This is a genomic window from Hominimerdicola intestinalis (assembly GCF_054655215.1).
Genome location: NZ_BAAHNZ010000009.1, coordinates 77,468 through 99,263, shown reverse-complemented (window position 1 = coordinate 99,263; position 21,796 = coordinate 77,468). Strand labels below are relative to the sequence as shown.

Genomic DNA, 21,796 nt, shown 5'->3' with positions numbered 1-21,796 from the left:
AAGGAGCGTAAAAATGGCGTTGTTCGGAAATTTTGATCAGCCGGGAAGAGGTATTCCCAAAGCACCTGTGGAAAAGAAAGGTATTTTTAAATTCTTTGAAATTTACGGCAGAAAATGCTGGAAGCTTATGGGGCTGAATGTTCTTTATTTTATGTTTTTTGTTCCTGCGCTGTTTGCAGGCTGGCTTTCATTCAAGCTTAACAGTTATGCTCCTTACTGTCTGGCGCTTATAACCGTTGCATGCTTCGGACCGGCTACAGCCGCTATGACTAAAGTTACCAGAAATTATTCTCAGGAGCGTAATGCTTTTATTTTTTCCGATTTTATAGAAGCTTTTAAGAAGTGTTTTAAGCAGAGCTTCGCTATGGGAATTATAGATTCGGTTTTTGTTATAGGCTTTTCTGTAGCTATTCCGACCTATAAAAACTGGGCGGAAAATAATTCTGCTATGTATGTGCCTTTTATAATTTGCCTCAGCTGTCTTATCGTATTTTTTATGATGCATTTTTATATTTACCTGATGATAGTATCTACTAATCTGAGGCTCAGACAGATCATGAAAAATGCTTTTTTCCTCGTAAGTCTGGGTGTAAAGAACAGTATCTATACTCTTCTTGTATGGATAGTTATTGTATTTTCTGTAGCTGCGCTGATTCCGTATTCACTTTTTATACTGCCGTTCTGGCCTTTGTCTTTTATAAACTTTGTTACCTCTTTCAACTGCTATCCGGTCATAAGAAAGCACGTTATTCAGCCTTACTATGACGCTAAGGGAGAAAGCAATCCTGAATTTGACTATCTGAAATCAAAACCGGAAGAAGCCGTATTTGAGGATAAGCCGGAACTGGAGCAGAAACCTGCGGAAAAGCAGAACAAGAAACGCGGAAAAACTATTTCATAGTAGAAAATCGTATCAGTTCAGCAGTGAACCGATACGATTTTTTTATCTTTAAAGTATTATTATTTTTCAATACCGCTGACGTGAACATCGAGCTGATCATAAGGGATACTGATTCCTTCCTCGTCGAATCTGTCCTTGACTAGTTCGAGAAGACGGTAATTCAGCGGCCAGTAATCCTCTGATTTTACCCATACTCTCATAAGTATCTTGATAGCGCTTGCACTGTGCTCGCACATTACTACTTTAGGCGGCTCCGGCTCAGAAAGCGCCATTGGTTCGTCTTTCAGCAATTCGCTTATTGCGTTTACCGCTTTTTTATAATCAGCGTTGTAGTCTACCGAAAAATACATATCAAGCCGCCTGTAATCTTCCTGTGTATAATTTATTATCGTTGCATTGGCGACAGTACCGTTAGGTATAAGAACAGCTTTATTGTCTATAGTAAGCAAACGGGTATAAAGAATAGTAATAGCATTTACAGTACCGGTAACATTGTTAAGTTCGACGAAGTCTCCGCAGCGGAAGGGGTGTGTAAACATAATTATAAACCCGCCGGCTACGTTTGAAAGGCTGTTCTGAAGCGCCAGGCCTATTGCCAGTCCGGCAGCGCTCAGAGTAGCTATGATCGATGTCATTGGTACGTTCAGCTTGGAAAGAGATATTATTACTACCAGTATGTATAACAACGGTTTAACAAGCGAGATAAGAAACGTATGTGCAGTGGGGTCTACACGGCTTCTTTTCAGGGCCTTGGTCATTATTCTGATAATAATTTTTGTTATCAACACGCCTAAAATGAAAATTATCACAGCAGACAGCAGCTCCGGAGCAAAATCTTTTAGCTTATTAAGCATATGTTCTCCCATAAATACAACTCCTCTTTGGTCAGAATTTTGTTTTCGCTAAAAATAGTATAGCATATTTCATCTATTTTGCAAAGACCTAATTGTAAAATTGCAAGTAAATCAATTTCTTAAATATGAAATAAAAATCAATTAAATTTCAGCGGAAAGATGTTATCTTACTGTCTTTCTGCTGTTCGGCGGAGAGCAGAAAGCTAAATTTATTCGTTAGTAAAACAGCAGCTAAATCGATACTTGTTCAAATAAATTTATTACTGTGTAAAATTGCGGAAAGTAAATACGACTTTAATTCATAAATAATCACTAAAAAATTAGATTAATTTAAAACTTTTTTATCTAAAAAATATGTGACGGGGTCTTGTAATCTGTGTGATAATAGTGTATAATAAATAGTAATTGATATATTGATGAGGACATTAATCTGCAATGTTTTGCTTAATGCGCCTTAAATTTCAAAAAAGGAGAAACTATACTATGTATGGGCTAATGAGTCTTCTTGCCGATAACGTTATACACGGTTCGGATAAGAATCTGTCCGGGACTACGATCGCTTCAGTAGTAATTACCGGTTTGGTTGTAGTATTTATCGGTCTTATTCTGCTTGTTTTTTTTGTATCGCTTTATGGAAAGCTTTTTGAAAGGCTTAACAGGAGTAAAGAAAATAAGGTTAAGACAGTTACAGAAAAAAAGGCAGAAAACAAGCCGACGCGATCTGTTACGCCGGTTCCTGTGATAGAGGACGGAATAGAGGAGGAGGCAGTTGCTGCAATTATGGGAGCGATTGCTTCTATGAGCGCACAGAGCGGTAAGAAACTGGTACTTAAAAGCGTGAAAACGGCGAAGCCTTCGCGGAATTCTTGGTCGGCTGCCGCGATTGCGGATTATACAAGACCTTTTTAATTATTTTTACTATGCTATTTTGAAAGGAACGTTGAACTGACATGAGTATTATAAGCAGCTTTTTGTCTACTTTGGGCGATTTGGCGGCAACGTCGGGCGTAGCGGGCTTTTTGGTTGAAGGCGGCTGGAAGAATATCATAATGATACTGATATCCTTTCTGTTCATGTATCTTGCGATTGCAAAGGGCTTTGAACCGCTGCTGCTTCTGCCGATTTCATTCGGTATGCTGCTGACGAATCTTCCGGATACTGCAATGTATCATTCGCAGTTTTGGGAGTATAAAACTGTAGGGGATAATAATCATTACATTGATTATGGGAATATTCTGCAAAACGGCGGACTGCTGGATATTCTGTATATGGGAGTCAAGCTTCAGATCTATCCGCCGCTGATATTCCTCGGAATCGGCGCAATGACTGATTTCGGACCGCTTATCGCGAATCCAAAGAGCTTCCTGCTGGGCGCTGCTGCACAGGGAGGTATATTCTTTACATTTATAGGCGCTGCGCTTCTTGGAATGAGTGCAGCCGAATGCGGATCAATCGCTATTATCGGAGGAGCCGACGGACCGACAGCTATTTATGTGTCATCTAAGCTTCTTTCCAACACTGACAGTATCGGCGTTGGTACTATAGCTCTTGCAGCTTATACTTATATGGCTCTGGTTCCTATTATTCAGCCCCCAATTATGAAAGCGCTGACTACAAAGAAGGAACGTTCAGTTGTTATGGGACAGCTTAGACCCGTTTCAAAGATCGAAAAGCTTATATTCCCCATTTCCGTTACAGTTATAATTGCGCTGATGATACCGTCTGCCGCTCCGCTGGTAGGTATGCTTATGCTTGGAAACATACTTAAAGAAAGCGGCTGCTGTGACAGAATTGCAAAAACCGCACAGAATGAGCTGATGAATATTATTACTATTTTCCTTGGAGTTTCCGTTGGAGCAACTACAACCGCAGATAAGATAATGACTGTATCCTTTGCAAAGGTTATATTCCTCGGTGTTATTGCATTCGCTATCGGAACTGCCTGCGGCGTCCTTTTAGGAAAGCTTATGTATGTTATTACAAAGGGAAAGGTAAATCCGCTTATAGGTTCCGCCGGAGTTTCTGCTGTACCTATGGCAGCGCGTGTTTCTCAGAAAGTAGGACAGGAAGAGGTTCCGACAAATTATCTGCTCATGCATGCTATGGGTCCGAACGTAGCCGGAGTTATCGGCTCCGCTGTTGCTGCCGGAGTATTGCTGAGTATAGTAAAGGTTTGATCTAAATATAAATGGCGGACGGTTATGTCCGTCATTTTTTTACAAAAGGAGCGGTATAATAATGGAAAGCAAATTTTTTGCGGTAATATCTAGAATGAAATACATTAACCGCTGGTCATTGATGAGAAATACGATCGCTGAAAATATCAGCGAGCATTCACTGGAAACCGCATTTATAGCTCATGCATTGGCGTTGCTGAGAAATAAGCGATTCGGAGGAAATGTAAATGCGGAGCGGTGTGCTTTGCTTGCAATGTATCATGACGCGGCGGAAATAATAACCGGGGATCTGCCTACTCCAGTTAAATACTACAATAAAGATATAAAAAGCGTTTACGGAGAAATAGAAAATAATGCAAATAATCAGCTTTTATCATATTTGCCGGAAGATCTGGAGAGTGACTATAGATCGGTTTTCTTTCCGGATAACGAAGATAAGGAGCTAATGCAGCTTGTCAAGGCTGCTGATAAAATTTCTGCGCTGATAAAATGCGTAGAGGAACGACAAATGGGTAATTCTGACTTTGCATCAGCTGAAAAAAGCACTTTGTCAGCGGTTCATAAGCTGAATATTCCTGAAGCGGAGGTCTTTCTGCAGGAATTTATGCCGTCTTACAAGCTGACAATTGACGAGCAATGCTGATCTGTCGGTAAATTTATATTGACTTTACGGATATAATGGTATATAATTAATAAGTATTAATTTATTAATGTGGATTGAGGGATCATATTGAAAACTATAATTGCCGCATCGCTGTTAGCCGCAGACTTTGCGCACCTTGCAGATGATATAAAACGTGCCGAAGCCTCAGGCGTTGATTGGATCCATTATGATGTAATGGACGGTACCTTCGTTCGTAATATTTCTTTCGGAGAGCCTGTTTTGAAAAGTGTTGCAAAGCTGATCACTTTGCCGATCGACGCTCATCTTATGATAACCGATCCTATCCGCTACATAGATAATTATGCCGAATTAGGTGTCGACGGAATAACTGTTCATTATGAAGCCGCCGCTGACATAAAGGCGGTAATAGACAAAATAAAGTCCAGAAAGTTAAGGGCGGGTCTGTCGGTCAAGCCGGCTACTTCGGTTTCGGATATTATTCCTTATCTTAAGGGTTTGGATATGGTATTGGTAATGACTGTTGAGCCGGGATTCGGAGGGCAGGTCTTTTTACCGGAAACGCTGAATAAAGTAAAGGAATTAAGAAAATATATTGATGAGAACGGACTTGATGTGCTTATTCAGGTAGACGGAGGAATAAATAAAAGCACATCTGCAATGGTTCGGGAGAGCGGTGCAGATGTACTTGTATCAGGTTCATATATTTTTAATGCTGAGGATATGTCGGCGGCTGTAAGTTCTCTCAGGTAAATAAGCTGAACGGGGAGTCGGAAAGTAATTTTCCGTACTCCCTTATTTTTGCAGCCTTTATCGGGTTGTTTATATCCGGAGGAACTTTAGAAAGCTTTTTCTGTGCGGTAGCTTTTGTACAGTTGACCGAAATTATTAAAGCATAGTTGTTATTGATTTTATAAAGCTCGGAGGAAATTATCTTATCGTTCAGGGCTTCGTATATTTCAGGGGCATTTTTAAAGAAGAATAGCGGACTTTCAGATAAAAAGCCTATAAGTACAGGTGAAATGTTTGTCTTTGCCTTTTTTACTGATGATATATAAACGACAAGTCCTGCATCGTTTTGCTCATAGACCTCTACAGAAACCGATTCTGCCGAGGCATCGAACAGGCCTGTTTCCTGTAATACTGCAAGAGTACAGGTAAGAAAAGATTTCGTTTCAGGATTTTCTTTTTCAAAACTGTCAAAGCTTATCCCTAGCTCTGCCGCTTCCTCAGCTGTCAGAATAACTATAGCACTGTTCATTGAAATAGGCTGTAAATCCAATTAAAATCCCTCCCGCGGCTGTTTAATTATATTATACTCAGCAGCGGTCGTTTGGGTGAGGGTTTAAAATATTAAAAAGCGGAGGAAAAGCTTTGCCCTATAGCTTATTCCTCCAGTGCAGCCCATTCGTCCATTTTTTCATCAAGCTGTGCGCGTAAGTTTTCAAGCAGAGTGCATTTTTCACTCATAAGTGAAAAATCGGAGGCTGTTTCAGGCTCCTGTATTTCCTGCTCAAGCCTAAAAATAGTTATTTCAGTTTCTTCTATTTCTTTTTCAAGCTCTTTGATCCTGGCTCGTCTTTTAGCGTCAGCTGCGCGCTGTTCCTTTGAACGGTACTGTTTCTGCTTGTTTTCAAGATATTCCCGTTTCTGTTCTTCCTGCTTTTTTAATTGATCCGATTGTTCGGCAAGCCTTCGTTCTTCGTCAGACTGTCTTGCATACGAATCAAAATTGCCTTCAAACGAACGGACTTCTTCAGGCGTTATCTCTAGTATTCTATCAGCGACCTTATTCAGCAGATAGCGGTCATGGGATACTAGAATAATTGTACCTTTAAATTCCGCAAGAGCTTCTTCAAGAACTTCTTTAGTATTTAAGTCAATGTGATTAGTAGGCTCATCGAGAATAAGTACGTTGCCCCTGTTAAGAGCCATAAGCGCAAAGTAAAGCTTGGCCTTCTCACCTCCGCTTATAACGGAAACGGGTTTAAAAACATTTTCGCCTGTAATAAGTACAGAACCAAGAGCCTTTCGTATTTCCAGCTCGCTCATTCTGGGGAATTTTCTGTCGACCGAGCCTATTACTGTATCGTGCATATTCAGACCGCTGTGCTCCTGATCAAAATATGAAATTTTAACATTTCCGCCCCAGATAATATTTCCGCTGTCGTGAGGTATAAGTCCCTGAATCATTTTAAGGATCGTAGTTTTGCCAATTCCGTTAGGGCCGATAATAGCGGCGTGTTCTCCGCGGCGTATGTGCATATTGAGCTTATTTATCAGAACCTTTCTGTCATTACCGCTGCCAACGCTTACAGGGCAGTCTATAACCTGAACGATATCCTTAGTAGGCTCTATATCATATTCCAGCTTTATTTTAGGAGGTTTTGCGAACATTAACGGCTTATCTATCCTGTCAATCCGATCGAGCATATGCTGTCGGGATTTAGCCATTTTAGCTGTAGAGGCTCTTGTTTTGTTACGCACTATATAATCCTCCAGCTTTTCTATCTCCTTTTGCTGCGCTTCATATTCTTTAAGCAGGCGTTCACTATTCATCTTTTTCTGTACCAGAAATGCAGAGTAGTTTCCGTTATAAGAGGTCAGCCTGCCGTTTTCTATCTCACATATTCTGGTACAGATCTTGTTAAGAAAATATCTGTCGTGTGAAACAATAAGTATTGAGCCTTTATAGCCCTTAAGATAATCTTCAAGCCACATAAGCGTCTGGAAATCAAGATGATTGGTAGGCTCGTCAAGGATCAGAAGGTTAGGCTGTTCAAGCAGCAGCTTTGCCAGAGCAAGGCGGGTTTTTTCACCTCCTGAAAGAGATGAGATTATCCTGTCGGAAGGAGTGTTTCCGAAGCCCATACCATTAAGGATCTGTTTGATCTTAACATCTATTATATATCCGTCATGAGCCTCAAAATACGCTGAAAGCTGAGCATATTCCTGGCTGACAAATTCCAGTTCATCGCCCTGCATTGAAGCCATCTGCACTTCAAGCTCTTCCATTTTCTTTTTTACAGTCAAAAGCTTATCAAATGCTTTATGCATTTCCGCGTCAATGGTTGAGTCACTATCAAGACCGCTGTTCTGCTGCAGGAATCCTATAGAGGCTTTTGTAGATACAGAAACAGATCCGTATCCTTCGGGTGTCTTATCAAAGCTTTCATATCCTGTTATAATACGCAATAGAGTGGATTTTCCGCAGCCGTTGGAGCCGATCAAACCTACAGTTTCGCGGTCTTCAACAGTCATATTAATATTTTTAAGAATCGGTTCGCCGTTAAAGTATTTATATAGGCTTTCTATATTTACAAGCATTATAAATCCCGTGCGTAATACGCAAACTGTATGAAAAGCGTACGCAGAGGGTTCCTCCTTTTTCTCTTCTGATTATCTTTTAATATAGGTAACTTTTATTTTAAGTCTAATTATTATTATACTATTTTTTATTATTCATTTCAACCGTTTCTGAAATTTTAAAGAATTGTTTGTTGTTTTTTTCAGAATACAGAATAATTGATCGTATTTTATAAAGAATCTTATAATATATTTAGCTTTATTGCATAAAATATTGTCTGAAAATCCAGTCTAAATTGTATTGGTCTACAATTTTGCCAATAAATAATAAAAATAAATTAATAACTATTGCAAAATGCATAATAATTTGTTAAAATAATATAGAGAGAAATTTTATTATTAAACGGATCGGGGTGCGTGAAATGACTTTATTTAAAAAAACGGCTGAAGATGAAAACGGCTCTGCTGGATTCATGACCTCATGTGCTGTCGGAGAAGTCATTCCTGTTGAAAAAATTAAAGACTCGGTGTTTTCATCAAAAATACTTGGAGAAGGATTTGGCGTTATACCTGATGCCGATAATGTATGCAGTCCTGTAAGCGGTACTGTAAAAGATATTACTAATAACGGACTTGCTATAAATATTAAAACAGCCGATGGTCTGCTGATACTGGTGCATATAGGGATGAATCTTTCAAAAAGAAAGGACAGCGGAGTACGTCCGACAGTAAGCGTAGGCGATGAAATTGCAGCAGGGCAGACTATCTGTACTGCGGATTTTAGCGGTATAGCTGCAGACGGCTATGATCCTACAATAGCTGTAATCATAACAAACAGCGATATTTTCAGATCTTTCAAACTGAAGACAGGAAAGATAAATAAACCCGGCACTCCTGTTATGACATATACACTGTAAAGCTTCACAAATCAGGTCAGCGTACGATACTTATGATGGCGGTCACAATTGTGACTGCCATTTTTTTGCGAATTTCCAGTACAGTTTTAGAAAGATGTTTGTCTAATATACTGAATATATTTTCATGAAACGAGTGATAATAAAAATAGGAATTTAAAGGGAGTGTTTTGTATCAGGAATTATTTTAAGGGAAGGTACTACAAATGCTGCAATAAGGATCTTACTGCGGCATTTATACCTGCATTTCATATCAATAACTTTGAAAAAACTGCGTCAATGCAGATTATAACGGATCATGAGGCATTTAATATTCCATTTGATATTACGGAATATAAAGAGGCAGGTAATTCCGTAATGCTGGGCAGATGCCTATTTTCGGACAAGGGGATCAAACTCGGCATTTCTGAAGACAATTTAAATGTATACGGAACTTTAAAATTCACCTCTCACATTCCTATACGTTATGATATTATGGGCCCTTTTAAGTATGTGCCGTTTATGCAGTGCAGACACAGTGTTATGAGTATGAGGCACATAATTAACGGATACCTTTTTATAAATGGCAGAAGATATGATTTTAAAAATGGGTTAGGGTATATTGAAGGAGATAGGGGTTATTCTTTTCCCGAACGATATATATGGACTCAAAGTTTTTTTAAAGGCGGTTCGCTTATGCTATCAGTTGCGGATATACCAATGGGCTTTCACTTCAATGGAATTATAGGAGCGGTTACGATAAACGGCAGAGAATATCGTATAGCTACTTATCTAGGTGCAACTGTAAAATATATCGGCCGGAATTCGGTTACAGTAACTCAAGGACAATATCAGCTTACGGCAAAGCTTATAAAAAATAATTCATATCCGCTTAATGCTCCTGAAAACGGCAGAATGAGCAGAACGATCCACGAAAGCGCTTCATGTAAGGCGTATTATCGTTTTTCTTTTAAAGACAGGCCTTTATGTGAATTTATAAGCAGCAGGGCAAGCTTTGAATACGAGTTTTAGCAGATATACCGTCGAGTATCAGACCGACTTACTGCTTGTTCTTATTAAAAATCTGTAATAAAGACTCAGAGCAGCTCAAGCGATGATAAAGTTGTAGATGTATTATGCGAGTTTTCCGTCTGTTGAAATTGGGCGTAAGCTATAGTTACAAATATGTTACAATAATAAAAAACACCTGATACGGCTTGACAATATTTTTATATTGGTGTAAAATATTAATATACTATTTATGCATTTAGCATATAATGAATAAGCGGAGTTAAATTTAATTTGCGGGATAAATAGAAAATATCAATAACGAGAAAGGCAACAATTCGTATTTATATATTAGGAGGCTGTTTTTTAATGCTGTTAAAAAGAATTTTCTGCGCTGTTGTAGCCGCTTCCGCCTGCTTAAGCTGTATGTCTGTAAGCGTCGGTGCAGAGTCTGAAGAAGAAAAGGAAATAATAGAATTTAAGGCAGATAATGAAATGCTTTCAACTGACGATTCGGTGCCTACGATCTCATTCGATACTTCTGACTGGGAAAAGTATGTTCACTTGACTTCTGACGGAGAAAAAATGAGAATTAAAATGAGTCAGGATACCGATACTTTTTATCAGGGCGCATCTTTAAAGGTGTATTCCGACTGTGAGGGAATTGAAGCGGGAAAGTATTATAATTACGGTGAAAGCGTCAGGGATTCAGAAGGAAATCTTGTTAATCCCGAGGCGTCGAATGAGGACGCTGAATTTATTACACCAGGTATTGAGCTGCGGGCTGAGGACTTTGGTCTAAGCTGCTTTGACGGCTGTCTTATTTCATTTACATACAGAATGGGAACGGATACGGAAAATAAGCTTATGGAAAATTCAGTTTATGCTTTTCCGGCAAATGAAGAATATGGTCATCTTGCAAATAATCCTATTAAGCTTACATATGATACTGTAGTTAACGATAATGTAAGCCAGTACAGAAAACAGATGGTTACCGTACCGGATAAGTCAAGTGCGACAAAGATAATTTTTCAGACACCGATATTGCAGAAGGTAACCTCTGATATTTTCTATATTGACAATATTACGATCGCTACCCCTTTGAGTGATAACGGAGCTGATCTTTATGTTAAAAACCTTGACGGCTATAATGAGAATGCTAAACCTCAGGAAATTATTGAAAGCGTAAAAATTCAGCAAAAGGGAAAGACCTTATCTGAAGCTGACAGCAGCACATCGGAAGCGGAAGGACATTTCAATCCTACTATTGTCATAATAATCGTTCTTGTTGCCGCTCTTGTGGTTATTATTGCGGTTGTATTGGTTAAGCATAAAAATAAATTCTATTAACTTATCATCTATCCCGCAGTTTATGCGGGATTCATTGTATGATATTACATTTTTATAACACAGACTTTTAGATTTTACAACTATTTTCACATAAAATAGGGAAGCTATATTTCCGGTGTTGACAAATATACTGAAATGTTATAGAATAATATTATATGATGTATACGTTTTCATACTTAAAAGCCGAAATGGAAGGGGAATATTATTTAAATGAAAAACAGCAGGATTCTATCATGCATTTTAGCGTTTGCAGTAAGCGCCGCCGCTTTTGCGTTCCCGGCGTATGCAGATGAAGATTTCGTTCCGTCTGAAAATATGACTTCCGATTCATCTGCTCCTACTCTGGCGTTTGATTCTGATGACTGGACGGGATTTATAAACGTTCTGGATGATACCGAGTCGGGGGCATATACTTTAAAGAAGGAATATGACGTTGTATATCAGGGCGCAGCAATAAAGCTTTCTGCCGATCTCAAAAAAGCTCCCGATTATGCTACGGATAATGATACTGCAATGGGAATCATATTTGAAGCTGATAAATTAGGTCTTAAAAATTTTGACGGCTGTACTCTGAACTTTTATGCAAGGTTCAACATAAATGTGGAAGGCTTGCTATTTGATGACGCTGTTTATGCCTTCGGAGAAAATGCCGAGGGAGAAATGACTTCAAAGACTATAAAGACGATAAAATACAATAACTCTTCAAATGTAAACGGGTATGAGAAGCAGTTTGTAACAATACCGTCAAATTCTGATACTACCAGAATAATCTTAAAAGTACCTGTTTCAAGTGCTTATAATGGAGATGTTATCTATATTGATAATGTTACTGTAATTACGCCCTATAAAGACGCCGATGAAAATCTTTATCAGATAAAAACTCTTGATACATACAATTCAAACGCAAAGGTAACTAATACCGGCGACGTTATAAAGCAGAATATAAAGGGGAATACTTATAGTGAGATCCCCGATGAAAGCAGTATTGACAACGAGGACGGATTCAATCCTATAATTATAATAATTGCCGTTCTTGTAGCAGCTCTGATCGCTATAGTAATAGTAGTAATAGTCAAGCACAAAAATAAGTTTTATTAAAAGGTATCGGAGATAGTTTTAACGCTGTCTCCGATTTTTGATTTTATAGATAAAAAATAATGCATAAAACGGCAAACAGCGAGCAATAATATTGTTAGTCAAATTGTTTTGGCAATATAATAACGGAAAGGATTTTTATTATGAAAAAAATTATTGCGGCTGTAATGAGTATTGCTGCTTGTTCTCTTATGTTTGCGTCATGCTCAAATAAAAATGATAATACGTCCGAAGATGTAAGAGATACAGGAAAGACCACAACGACGGCTTCGTCTGTTTCGTCGACTGCTTCAACTTCAACTGGAACATCTAAAAATACGGTCACAACCTCCAAGGCGACCGAAAACAATAAAAATGACAGCGGGAATGGTTTGGGTGACGATGTTGCAGACGTTATTGACGACGGCCTCAGCACTGCCGAAGATGTTGTAGACGGTATTCTCAGATAGTCTTTAACTTCGCACATAGTTATATCAGGACAGCTTTTTGCTGTCCTTTTTTGTTGATAAATACTAATTATTGCTTAAAATCAATAGTTGAGAAAACATAAGTAAAATAATTATGAATATTATTTTTACGAATGGTAAAAAAATTGTATTGATTGTGTTCATCCCTTTAAATCCGCGGTAAGAAATGTTATAATAAAATAAATTCGCTGAACACTTAATTTAATCTGCGGAGGGAAATATTATATATATGAGCCGGAAAAACTGTCCGCCTGATAATACAGGAACAAATGAGATCCGCAGTTTGTATAAGAAGATGCTGTTTCCTATGTTTGTTCTGAATGTTCTGGTCTTTCTGTTAACGCTTATCTCAGGCTTCAGCTGGAGAAACGTTACTGGCTTTACAATAGGCTATATATATATGGCTTGGTGTTTATGGTATCTTGGAGAAACTATAGTTCGAGCAGTCGAAATGAACGTAAAAAAAGCAAGGCATACAATGCTTTCATGCTATGTTGTGCGTTTTGCAGGGCTGTTTGCTTTATGTTTTGCGGCGTTTGAATTTAAGCTGTTCAGTGTTGCGGGAATATTGCTGCCGCAGCTTTATCCTAAAGCGGTGCTGTCGCTTGATGCGATTACCGGAAAGAATTATTTCAGAAAGGACTGACGATATGGATTCCATAGGACAAGGACCGAGGGTCGTCTTTACTCTGCCTATATTCGGTGGAATAGATATTACTGAAACTATCGTGATAGGCTGGCTTATAATTATAGCCGTTCTGCTGCTTTGCTTATGGCTTACAAAAGACCTTAAAAAAGTGCCGGAAAAGAAAAGGCAGATCATTGCTGAGTTTTTTGTTAACTTTGTAAACGGGTCTGTAAAGGAGTCTATGGGCAGCCGGTTTATGAGCTTTGCGCCTTATATTGCAACGCTTTTGGTTTATGCCGTTTTAGGCGCACTGGTAAGTCTTTTGGGACTGCGGTCTATGACAGCGGATTTCAATGTTACGCTGACCTGGGCGCTTATGACTTTTGTTCTTATTACCTATAATAAGATAAAATCTAACGGTATCGGAGGTTATTTTAAAGGCTTTGCACAGCCGATAGCGTTTATGCTGCCTTTGAATCTTATAAGCGAGGTCGCTACGCCTTTGTCAATGGCTTTCCGTATGTTCGGAAATATTTCCGGAGGAATGGTTATTACAACGCTGCTCTATGGAGCGTTAGGAGCTTTATCATCGGCTCTGCATATATCGTTTTCCATCGGTTCTGTTGTTATCAGTCTGGGACAGCTTTTTACTCCTGCGGTACTGTCTATTTATTTTGATCTGTTCTCCGGCTGTATTCAGGCTTATATATTTGCGACGCTTACGATGGTCTATGTTTCCAGCGCCGCCGAAGAAAGCTAAAGGTCAGCAGCTAAATGCTGCATAAAATAATAGTTGAAAAATGGAGGATATTTTTATGGAAAAGGCAATTGTTTTAGGATGCTCGGCGATCGGTGCAGGTCTTGCTATGATCGCAGGTATAGGACCCGGTATCGGTGAAGGATATGCGGTAGGAAAAACTATCGAGTCGATCGCAAGACAGCCGGAAGCCAAGGGTGATTGTACAAGAACAATGTTTATCGGCGTCGCTATGGCTGAGTCAACAGGTATTTATGCCTTTGTTGTAGCGCTTATCCTTATGTTTGCCAATCCGTTTTTAGGCAGGCTTTAAGATATAGCGTATAAATTTGTACCCGCAAGGGACGGGAGGAAAGTTTAATGGCATTGGTAAAAGTAACTGATTTTCTGTCGATCGACCCGGCGACTATAGTTCTTACGCTTTGCAATACGCTTATTCTTTTCCTTATTCTAAAGCATTTTCTTTTTGAAAGAGTCAATAAGGTAATTGACGACCGTCAGAATGATATTAAAGATAGCTATAAGCGGGCTGACGAGGCGGAAAGCAAAGCTAAGCAGCTTGCGGACGAGTATGCCGAAAAGCTTGGACGAGCTAAGGAAGAGTCGGCTGAAATTGTAAAAGCCGCTACTCAGAAAGCCCAGACTCGTTCAGATGAAATAATATCGGAAGCTAAGATCGAAGCTAAGGGTATTATCGACAATGCAAATTCGGAAATAGAACGGGAAAAGAAAATTGCTGTTAATCAGATCAAGGACGAGATCGCTGATATTGCTATTTCCGCAGCTACTGCTGTAGTTGAAAAGGAAATAAGCAGGGAAGACAACGAAAAGCTTATAGAAAGCTTTATTAACAGCGTGGGTGAAGTGTAATGGCTGAGTGCTTGGAAAATGTTTATGCAAAAGCTATGTTTGAGCTTTGCAGGGAGCAGGGTTGCTGCGACGAGGTTTACAGAGAGTTGGAACAGTGCGAGGTTGTTTTTCGGGATAATGAGGATTTTCTCAGTATTCTGAGTTCTCCGCTTATAAGCCTCAGTGATAGGATAGATGTGCTTGAAAAGGTTTTTAATAGCCGTGTTTCCGGGATAGTTCTGGATTTTTTCTGCGTCGTAACTGAAAAGGGAAGAGCAAGATTTCTTCCGTCAATATGCACTGAATTTAAAAGACTGTATTTTAAAGACAGAAATATACTGGAGGTTAAGGTGGTAACGGCTGTTCCTTTAAGTTCTGCGCTTAGTATGAAGCTTAAAGAAAAGCTGGAAAAAACCCTGAATAAGAAGATAATTATGCATGAAAGCACCGACAGAGGTCTTTTGGGCGGAATTATCGTCAGATATGAAAACTCAGAGATCGATTCCAGCGTCAGAGGAAGACTGGAGAAGCTGAAATTGCAGATCAATTCGGTTATTGCATAATTTTATGAAAGGTATGGAGCTTGACTATGAAATTACGTCCTGATGAAATAACAGGTATTATAAAACAGCAGATCAAAGATTACCGTTCAGAAATCGAGCTTGCGGACATAGGCACGGTCGTTACCGTAGGCGACGGAATATCCAGAGTTCACGGTCTTGATAACTGTATGTCGGGCGAGCTTATTGAATTTGAAAACAAAACTCTTGGAATGGCGCTGAATCTCGAGCAGGATTTTGTCGGAGCGGTTCTTTTGGGAAGTGACGACGGAATAAAGGAGGGAAGTCAGGTAAAGCGCACGGGTAAAATAGTTTCGGTTCCCGTCGGAGATGCCTTGATAGGCAGAGTTGTAAATGCTTTGGGACAGCCTATAGACGGAAAGGGTATGATCCTTACGGACGAATCACGGCCTATTGAAAGTCCGGCGTTCGGGATTATAACCAGGCAGTCGGTAAACCGTCCGCTTCAGACCGGTATAAAGGCTATTGATTCTATGATACCGATAGGAAGAGGTCAGCGTGAGCTTATCATCGGCGACCGTCAGACAGGAAAGACCGCCATTGCTTTAGATACTATAATCAATCAGAAGGGCAAGGACGTTATCTGTATATATGTTGCTATAGGACAGAAGCGTTCTACTGTAGCAAATGTTGTCGATACTCTGTCTAAGTCCGGAGCGATGGATTATTCTATAGTTGTTTCGGCTACTGCGTCTGAAATGGCGCCTCTTCAGTATATTGCTCCTTATTCTGGAGTTGCGATGGCTGAGCATTTTATGCTTCAGGGAAAGGATGTACTGTGTGTTTACGACGATCTGTCAAAGCATGCTGTTGCATACCGTACAATGTCGCTGCTTCTTAAAAGGCCTACAGGACGAGAGGCATATCCCGGAGATGTATTTTATCTTCACTCAAGACTTCTGGAGCGCGCCTGTAATCTAAATAAGGACTACGGCGGCGGATCAATAACCGCTCTGCCGATTATTGAAACACAGGCGGGAGATGTTTCAGCTTATATCCCTACAAACGTTATTTCAATTACCGACGGACAGATATTCCTGGAATCGGAGCTGTTCTTCTCGGGAGTAAGACCTGCGGTAAATCCGGGTATCTCTGTTTCCCGTGTAGGAGGTTCTGCTCAGATCAAGGCGATGAAAAAGGTATCCGGCTCTTTGAAGCTGCTTTATTCTCAGTACAGAGAGCTTCAGGCGTTTTCACAGTTCGGTTCCGACCTTGATAAAGATACGAAGGAAAGGCTCGCACAGGGCGAGAGAATAGTCGAGGTACTGAAGCAGGGAAGAAATTCTCCTCTTTCAGTTGAACATCAGGTTATAATAATTTATGCTGTAATCAATAATTACCTTAAGAAAATAGCGGTAAGCGACGTCAGCGATTTTGAAAAGGATCTGTTTGACCATATAGATTCGGCTCATCCCGATATAATTAAATCTATTTCACAGACAAAGGATCTGACTGCTGAAACCGAAGCAGAGCTGAAAGAAGCTCTGAGCGAATTTGTTGATAAGTTTTTAAAGTCAAGATAAGCTATTTCTGAAAGGGAGGAAAGCTTTGGTCGACGGTTGACCGAGGTGTGAACTTTTATGGCTACAGCAAATATGAAAGACGTTAAGCGCCGGATCAAAAGCGTTGAAAGCACTAAGCAGATAACCAAGGCTATGGAGCTTGTCGCTTCCTCAAAGCTAAGGCGGGCAAAGGAAAGAGCCTTAGCAGTACAGCCGTTTTTTGAAACGCTTTACGATATTATGAGCGATATTTCAAGCGATCCGGCGTTTAGATCGGTATATACAAAAAAGAAATTCAAAAAAACTACGCTCCTTATCGTAATTGCAGGAGACAGAGGCCTTGCAGGCGGTTATAATACCAACGTTCTTAAAATAGCGGAGCAGCGGATCCAAAAGCTGATGTCTGAGAATGAACAGGTATCGATAATGGCAATAGGGAAAAAGGCGATCGAATATTTTGACAAGCGTGATTACGATGTAACCGACAGGTATCCGAATATTGCGGAAAGTCTGGATATATATGAGGCAATGGATATTGCCGATGAAATAATCGTAAGATTCAGGTGTTTGGAGTTTGATAGGGTAGAACTTGTTTATACTACCTTCGTTTCGGCTCTTACTCAGCAGCCGGTGGAGGTATCCGTGCTTCCTGTTGAAAATCTTGAAAGCTCTGATATAGGAAAGCGTTCGCTTACTGAGTATGATCCATCTCCGGAGGAGGTTTTCGACGGATTGGTGCCTCAGTATCTCTGCGGTATTTTGTACGCGGCGATAGTCGATTCCTTTGCGTCAGAACAGGCGGCAAGAAGAACGGCTATGGAGTCGGCAAGCGACAATGCGGACGAAATGATAAATCAGCTTTCGCTGCTTTATAACCGTGCAAGACAGGCGCAGATAACTCAGGAGATCAACGAGATAAGCTCTGGCTCGCTCAGGGAAGAATAGATTTTTATCGACTTGTGCGAAAGCTTTTTAAAGCTTTCGTTTCATGAAAGGAATGGTCAGTCAGATGGGAGAAATAAATAAAGGCAGGGTCGTTCAGATAGTCGGAGCAGTTGTTGATATCCGATTTTCAAAGGACAGTCTGCCTGATCTGCTCAATGCGGTTGAAATAGACAACAACGGTGAGAAGCTGGTTGTTGAAGTTGCTCAGCATATAGGCGACGATATTGTAAGATGTATTGCCATGAGCTCTACCGACGGTCTTGTAAGGGGCGCTGATGCAATTGATACAGGTAAGGCTATCTCTGTTCCGGTTGGAAAGGAAACGCTTTCAAGAATATTTAATCTTCTCGGAGAGCCGGTAGACAATAAGCCTGCTCCTCAGACAAAGGAAAGGTGGGAAATACACCGCGATCCGCCTTCCTATGAGGAACAGAAGGCTTCAAACGAGGTGCTTGAAACTGGGATCAAGGTCGTTGACCTTATCGCTCCGTATCTTAAAGGCGGAAAGATAGGACTTTTCGGAGGTGCGGGAGTAGGAAAAACAGTTCTTATTATGGAGCTTATCAACAATATTGCTAAGCAGCACGGAGGAATTTCCGTATTTACCGGAGTGGGTGAACGTACCCGAGAGGGAAACGATCTCTACAATGAAATGATCGAGTCCGGAGTTATTGATAAGACCGTTTTGGTATACGGACAGATGAATGAGCCGCCCGGAGCGAGAATGAGAGTAGGTCTTTCAGGACTGACTATGGCTGAATATTTCAGGGACGTAGAAGGACAGGACGTTTTGCTCTTTATAGATAATATTTTCAGATTCACTCAGGCAGGTTCAGAGGTTTCAGCGCTTCTTGGAAGAATGCCGTCGGCAGTGGGCTATCAGCCTACGCTTGCGACGGAAATGGGTGCGCTTCAGGAAAGGATCACTTCTACAAAAAAAGGTTCTATAACTTCGGTTCAGGCGGTTTATGTTCCTGCTGATGACCTTACTGACCCGGCGCCCGCTACAACTTTTGCTCATCTTGACGCTACTACGGTATTGTCTAGAAGTATTTCGTCGCTGGGAATTTATCCGGCGGTCGATCCACTTGAATCAAATTCCAGAATACTTTCTCCTGAAATTGTCGGAAACGAGCATTATCAGGTCGCAAGAGAGGTTCAGTCGATTCTTCAGAGATATAAAGAGCTTCAGGATATTATAGCGATCATGGGAATGGACGAGCTTTCAGACGAGGATAAGCTTACGGTTTCAAGAGCAAGAAAGATTCAGAGATTCCTATCTCAGCCTTTTTCCGTTGCAGAACAGTTTACCGGTATGCAGGGAAAATATGTTCCTATCAAGGAAACTATCAGAGGCTTTAAGGAGATTATTGAGGGCAGACATGACGATCTGCCGGAATCGGCATTCCTGTTTGTAGGAACTATCGACGAGGCTGTTGAGAAAGCTAAACAGACTGATAAAAATTAAATTGGAGTTTTATTTATGCAGAATTTCAGGCTCAAGATAATCACTCCTGAAAAAGTTTTCTTTGAGGGAGATGTACAGCAGATAATTGCAAAAACCCCTGCCGGAAACGTAGGTATTCTTGCAGGGCATACTCCTTATGTTGCCAATATCGTACCTTCACCGCTTAAAATTCTTGCGGATGGTCAGGACTTCAGAACTGCAGCGGTTTCAGCCGGATTTCTGAAAGCTGAAAAGGAAAAGGTTACTGTAGTTGCCGAAGCGGTCGAATGGGCTGAAGATATTGATATCGGAAGGGCGGAACGCGCTAGGGAAGCTGCACAGAATAAGCTGGATAATTATAACAGCCAAAAGGAGTTTGACAGAGCGGAGCAGAAGCTTAAACGTGCATTGAACCGTCTGACAGTTGCAGGAAAATATTAGATAGAAAAGTCAAAGTCGCATATGCAGGATATGCAGGCTTTGGCTTTGTTTATTATATTTTTCCGGTACATATTGAATCAAGTTTGAAGCTCTGTTGAAATACGCTAAATCAGTAAAGGAATGGTTGACTTTTGAATATATTTAATATAGTAGGAATGGCGGGCGGATTGGCTCTGTTCCTGTACGGAATGACGATTTTAAGCTCAGGTCTAGAAAAGGCTTCGGGCGGTTTGATGGAAAAGGTTCTTGCAAAAATGTCAAGCAACGTTTTCTCAGGCATACTTTTCGGCGCTCTTGTTACTGCGGCAGTACAGTCTTCCTCCGCAACAACAGTTATTGTTGTGGGACTTGTTAACGCAGGACTTTTGAAGCTTAAAGGTGCAGTAGGAATAATTATGGGTGCGAATATCGGCACTACTGTAACTACTCAGATCCTGCGCCTTGCAAATCTTGAGGGAGATACCGGAGGAGGTCTTTTTCTCGAGCTGTGCAAGCCGTCGAATTTTTCTGCGATCCTTGCCGTTGCAGGCATAATAATTATAATGACCGCAAAGCGAAATAAAACAAAAACTGCCGGTGAAATAATGATGGGAATAGGTATTCTTTTTACGGGAATGCTTCTAATGCAGGAGAAGATCGCGCCGCTTGCCACGATGCCTCAGTTCAAGTCTATTTTCGCCGCTCTTAAGAATCCTGTTCTTGGGGTTTTGGTAGGAACGCTGTTTACTGCAGTAATACAAAGCTCCGCTGCGTCTATCGGAATTTTGCAGGCGCTTTCTGAAACAGGTCTGATAAGCTTTGCCGCCGCATTTCCGATAATTATGGGAACAAATATCGGTACCTGCGCTACTCCGCTTCTTTCAAGCATAGGCGCTTCCAAGAATGCGAAAAGAGCGGCAATGATCCATTTTTATTTCAATCTTATAGGAACAATAGTATTTCTTATTGCTGTTTATATTTTCCAATATACTATAGGACTGCCTTTCTGGAATAACAGCTTTGATACAGGCAGCATTGCAAATTTTCATACTATTTTTAATGTTTCAGTCACTATTCTTTTTCTTCCGTTTTATACGGTTCTGGAAAAGCTTGCGGTTGCTACAGTACGGGATTCCAAGCATGACGACGACGAGGACGGCGGATTCACAAAAGAGGATCTTCTTGATGACAGATTTCTTGTTACTCCGAACGTAGCGATAGCTCAGGCTACCGAGGCGGTAGTACAGATGGGAGTATATGCTCAGAAGAATTTTGATTCGGTAAGAACGCTATTCGATAAATATGATCTGAAGGTCGTAGAAAAGATAAACGAGAGAGAGCAGCTTATTGACAGGCTGGAGGACAGGGTAGGCTCGTATCTTATAAAACTTAATGACTGCGGTCTGAATGAAAATGAAAACCGTTCTGTAACTACTCTCTTTCATTTGATCTCAGAGTTTGAACGTATAGGGGATTATACGATAAATATAATGGAAACAGCCGAGCTATTATATGAAAAGGAATCAGGCTTTTCTGAAAAGGCAATGCAGGAGCTTAATGTTATTTCTGACGCGATACGGGAAATAATAAGACTGGCTATAGAAACGACAAGAACGGGTGATATGAATATAGCATCCTCTGTCGAGCCTCTTGAGGAGGTCGTTGACAGGCTTGTCGAAGAGCTGAAATCTATTCATATTGAAAGGGCTAAAAACGGAATATGCAATATTGAAATGGGAGTCAATTTTCTTGACATTCTTACTAATGTTGAAAGGATATCAGATCACTGTTCTAATATAGCGATTTATCTGATTGCCGATAACGTACATTACGATAATCTTAAAAAGCATGAATATCTTGATAAGCTTCATAAAAACGGACCTGTTGATTATGAAGAAAAGATAGAGAAATATGCGAGAAGGTTTTCGCTTCAGCAGTGATCTCAAACTATTTGAACATACGGGGCGGAAGTATTTTTCCGTCCTGTTTTTGAA

The 21,796-nt window shown here is 40.3% G+C and carries 23 protein-coding genes; 20 read left to right on the top strand and 3 right to left on the bottom strand.

The window, feature by feature from the left end; translation table 11 throughout:
- Positions 1 to 13 precede the first annotated feature (13 nt).
- Complete coding sequence (locus ACYQ0H_RS09085) at positions 14 to 901, top strand: YesL family protein (RefSeq protein ID WP_459812532.1); 888 nt, start codon at positions 14 to 16, stop codon at positions 899 to 901.
- A 59-nt stretch (positions 902 to 960) separates the two neighbouring features.
- Here ACYQ0H_RS09085 and ACYQ0H_RS09080 read toward each other — a convergent pair whose 3' ends face one another.
- Positions 961 to 1,767 (bottom strand): mechanosensitive ion channel family protein, encoded by an 807-nt coding sequence (locus ACYQ0H_RS09080; RefSeq protein WP_459812531.1) that lies wholly within the window; start codon positions 1,765 to 1,767, stop codon positions 961 to 963.
- A gap of 471 nt (positions 1,768 to 2,238) precedes the next feature.
- On the opposite strand from ACYQ0H_RS09080, the gene ACYQ0H_RS09075 reads away from it, so the two are divergent.
- The 4 genes from ACYQ0H_RS09075 to rpe all read left to right on the top strand — a co-directional run bounded on the left by ACYQ0H_RS09075 (position 2,239) and on the right by rpe (position 5,307).
- The gene (locus ACYQ0H_RS09075) at positions 2,239 to 2,664 is read left to right on the top strand and encodes an OadG family protein (RefSeq protein ID WP_459812530.1); all 426 of its coding nucleotides are present in this window, start codon (positions 2,239 to 2,241) and stop codon (positions 2,662 to 2,664) included.
- Positions 2,665 to 2,705: 41 nt separating this feature from the next.
- Positions 2,706 to 3,932, top strand: a complete 1,227-nt coding sequence (locus tag ACYQ0H_RS09070) for a sodium ion-translocating decarboxylase subunit beta (RefSeq protein WP_459812529.1) — start codon at positions 2,706 to 2,708, stop codon at positions 3,930 to 3,932.
- A gap of 61 nt (positions 3,933 to 3,993) precedes the next feature.
- The gene (gene yfbR / locus ACYQ0H_RS09065; protein ID WP_459812528.1) at positions 3,994 to 4,575 is read left to right on the top strand and encodes a 5'-deoxynucleotidase; all 582 of its coding nucleotides are present in this window, start codon (positions 3,994 to 3,996) and stop codon (positions 4,573 to 4,575) included.
- An 87-nt stretch (positions 4,576 to 4,662) separates the two neighbouring features.
- A complete protein-coding gene (rpe, locus tag ACYQ0H_RS09060) occupies positions 4,663 to 5,307 on the top strand; it encodes a ribulose-phosphate 3-epimerase (protein WP_459812527.1) in 645 nt (214 codons plus the stop codon).
- Here the strand turns inward: rpe and ACYQ0H_RS09055 are convergent.
- Positions 5,300 to 5,836, bottom strand: coding sequence for a hypothetical protein (locus ACYQ0H_RS09055; RefSeq protein ID WP_459812526.1), 537 nt, complete (start codon positions 5,834 to 5,836; stop codon positions 5,300 to 5,302). The genes rpe and ACYQ0H_RS09055 overlap by 8 nt on opposite strands.
- Positions 5,837 to 5,940: 104 nt before the next feature.
- Positions 5,941 to 7,881, bottom strand: coding sequence for an ABC-F family ATP-binding cassette domain-containing protein (locus ACYQ0H_RS09050; RefSeq protein ID WP_459812525.1), 1,941 nt, complete (start codon positions 7,879 to 7,881; stop codon positions 5,941 to 5,943).
- A 401-nt stretch (positions 7,882 to 8,282) separates the two neighbouring features.
- Here ACYQ0H_RS09050 and ACYQ0H_RS09045 point away from each other — a divergent pair, with 401 nt between their 5' ends.
- The 15 genes from ACYQ0H_RS09045 (at position 8,283) to ACYQ0H_RS08975 (ending at position 21,742) form a co-directional block, all read left to right on the top strand.
- Positions 8,283 to 8,777, top strand: coding sequence for a PTS sugar transporter subunit IIA (locus tag ACYQ0H_RS09045; protein WP_459812524.1), 495 nt, complete (start codon positions 8,283 to 8,285; stop codon positions 8,775 to 8,777).
- A gap of 162 nt (positions 8,778 to 8,939) precedes the next feature.
- Positions 8,940 to 9,785 carry a hypothetical protein gene (locus tag ACYQ0H_RS09040; protein WP_459812523.1) on the top strand — a complete coding sequence of 282 codons (846 nt, stop codon included), beginning with the start codon at positions 8,940 to 8,942 and terminating at the stop codon, positions 9,783 to 9,785.
- 345 nt (positions 9,786 to 10,130) lie between these two features.
- Complete coding sequence (locus ACYQ0H_RS09035) at positions 10,131 to 11,111, top strand: hypothetical protein (protein WP_459812522.1); 981 nt, start codon at positions 10,131 to 10,133, stop codon at positions 11,109 to 11,111.
- A gap of 210 nt (positions 11,112 to 11,321) precedes the next feature.
- Positions 11,322 to 12,209: a hypothetical protein gene (locus tag ACYQ0H_RS09030; RefSeq protein ID WP_459812521.1), complete on the top strand. Its 888-nt coding sequence runs from the start codon at positions 11,322 to 11,324 to the stop codon at positions 12,207 to 12,209.
- 140 nt (positions 12,210 to 12,349) lie between these two features.
- On the top strand, positions 12,350 to 12,655 hold the full coding sequence (locus tag ACYQ0H_RS09025) for a hypothetical protein (RefSeq protein WP_459812520.1): 306 nt from the start codon (positions 12,350 to 12,352) through the stop codon (positions 12,653 to 12,655).
- A 247-nt stretch (positions 12,656 to 12,902) separates the two neighbouring features.
- Positions 12,903 to 13,319, top strand: coding sequence for an ATP synthase subunit I (locus tag ACYQ0H_RS09020; RefSeq protein ID WP_459812519.1), 417 nt, complete (start codon positions 12,903 to 12,905; stop codon positions 13,317 to 13,319).
- Positions 13,320 to 13,323: 4 nt separating this feature from the next.
- A complete protein-coding gene (locus ACYQ0H_RS09015; protein ID WP_459812518.1) occupies positions 13,324 to 14,061 on the top strand; it encodes a F0F1 ATP synthase subunit A in 738 nt (245 codons plus the stop codon).
- Between the two features lie 55 nt (positions 14,062 to 14,116).
- The gene (gene atpE, locus ACYQ0H_RS09010; protein ID WP_459812517.1) at positions 14,117 to 14,371 is read left to right on the top strand and encodes an ATP synthase F0 subunit C; all 255 of its coding nucleotides are present in this window, start codon (positions 14,117 to 14,119) and stop codon (positions 14,369 to 14,371) included.
- 47 nt (positions 14,372 to 14,418) lie between these two features.
- Positions 14,419 to 14,928: a F0F1 ATP synthase subunit B gene (gene atpF / locus ACYQ0H_RS09005; protein ID WP_459812516.1), complete on the top strand. Its 510-nt coding sequence runs from the start codon at positions 14,419 to 14,421 to the stop codon at positions 14,926 to 14,928.
- Entirely contained in the window at positions 14,928 to 15,470 is a 543-nt protein-coding gene (gene atpH / locus ACYQ0H_RS09000; RefSeq protein ID WP_459812515.1) for an ATP synthase F1 subunit delta, read from the top strand. Before atpF ends, atpH begins: the two co-directional genes overlap by 1 nt.
- A 26-nt stretch (positions 15,471 to 15,496) precedes the next feature.
- The gene (gene atpA / locus ACYQ0H_RS08995) at positions 15,497 to 17,011 is read left to right on the top strand and encodes a F0F1 ATP synthase subunit alpha (RefSeq protein ID WP_459812514.1); all 1,515 of its coding nucleotides are present in this window, start codon (positions 15,497 to 15,499) and stop codon (positions 17,009 to 17,011) included.
- A 57-nt stretch (positions 17,012 to 17,068) separates the two neighbouring features.
- Positions 17,069 to 17,935, top strand: a complete 867-nt coding sequence (gene atpG, locus ACYQ0H_RS08990; RefSeq protein ID WP_459812513.1) for an ATP synthase F1 subunit gamma — start codon at positions 17,069 to 17,071, stop codon at positions 17,933 to 17,935.
- A gap of 64 nt (positions 17,936 to 17,999) precedes the next feature.
- A complete protein-coding gene (gene atpD, locus ACYQ0H_RS08985; protein WP_459812512.1) occupies positions 18,000 to 19,403 on the top strand; it encodes a F0F1 ATP synthase subunit beta in 1,404 nt (467 codons plus the stop codon).
- 15 nt (positions 19,404 to 19,418) lie between these two features.
- On the top strand, positions 19,419 to 19,823 hold the full coding sequence (gene atpC / locus ACYQ0H_RS08980) for an ATP synthase F1 subunit epsilon (protein ID WP_459812511.1): 405 nt from the start codon (positions 19,419 to 19,421) through the stop codon (positions 19,821 to 19,823).
- A gap of 131 nt (positions 19,824 to 19,954) precedes the next feature.
- Positions 19,955 to 21,742: a Na/Pi cotransporter family protein gene (locus ACYQ0H_RS08975; RefSeq protein ID WP_459812510.1), complete on the top strand. Its 1,788-nt coding sequence runs from the start codon at positions 19,955 to 19,957 to the stop codon at positions 21,740 to 21,742.
- The last annotated feature ends 54 nt before the right edge of the window (positions 21,743 to 21,796 follow it).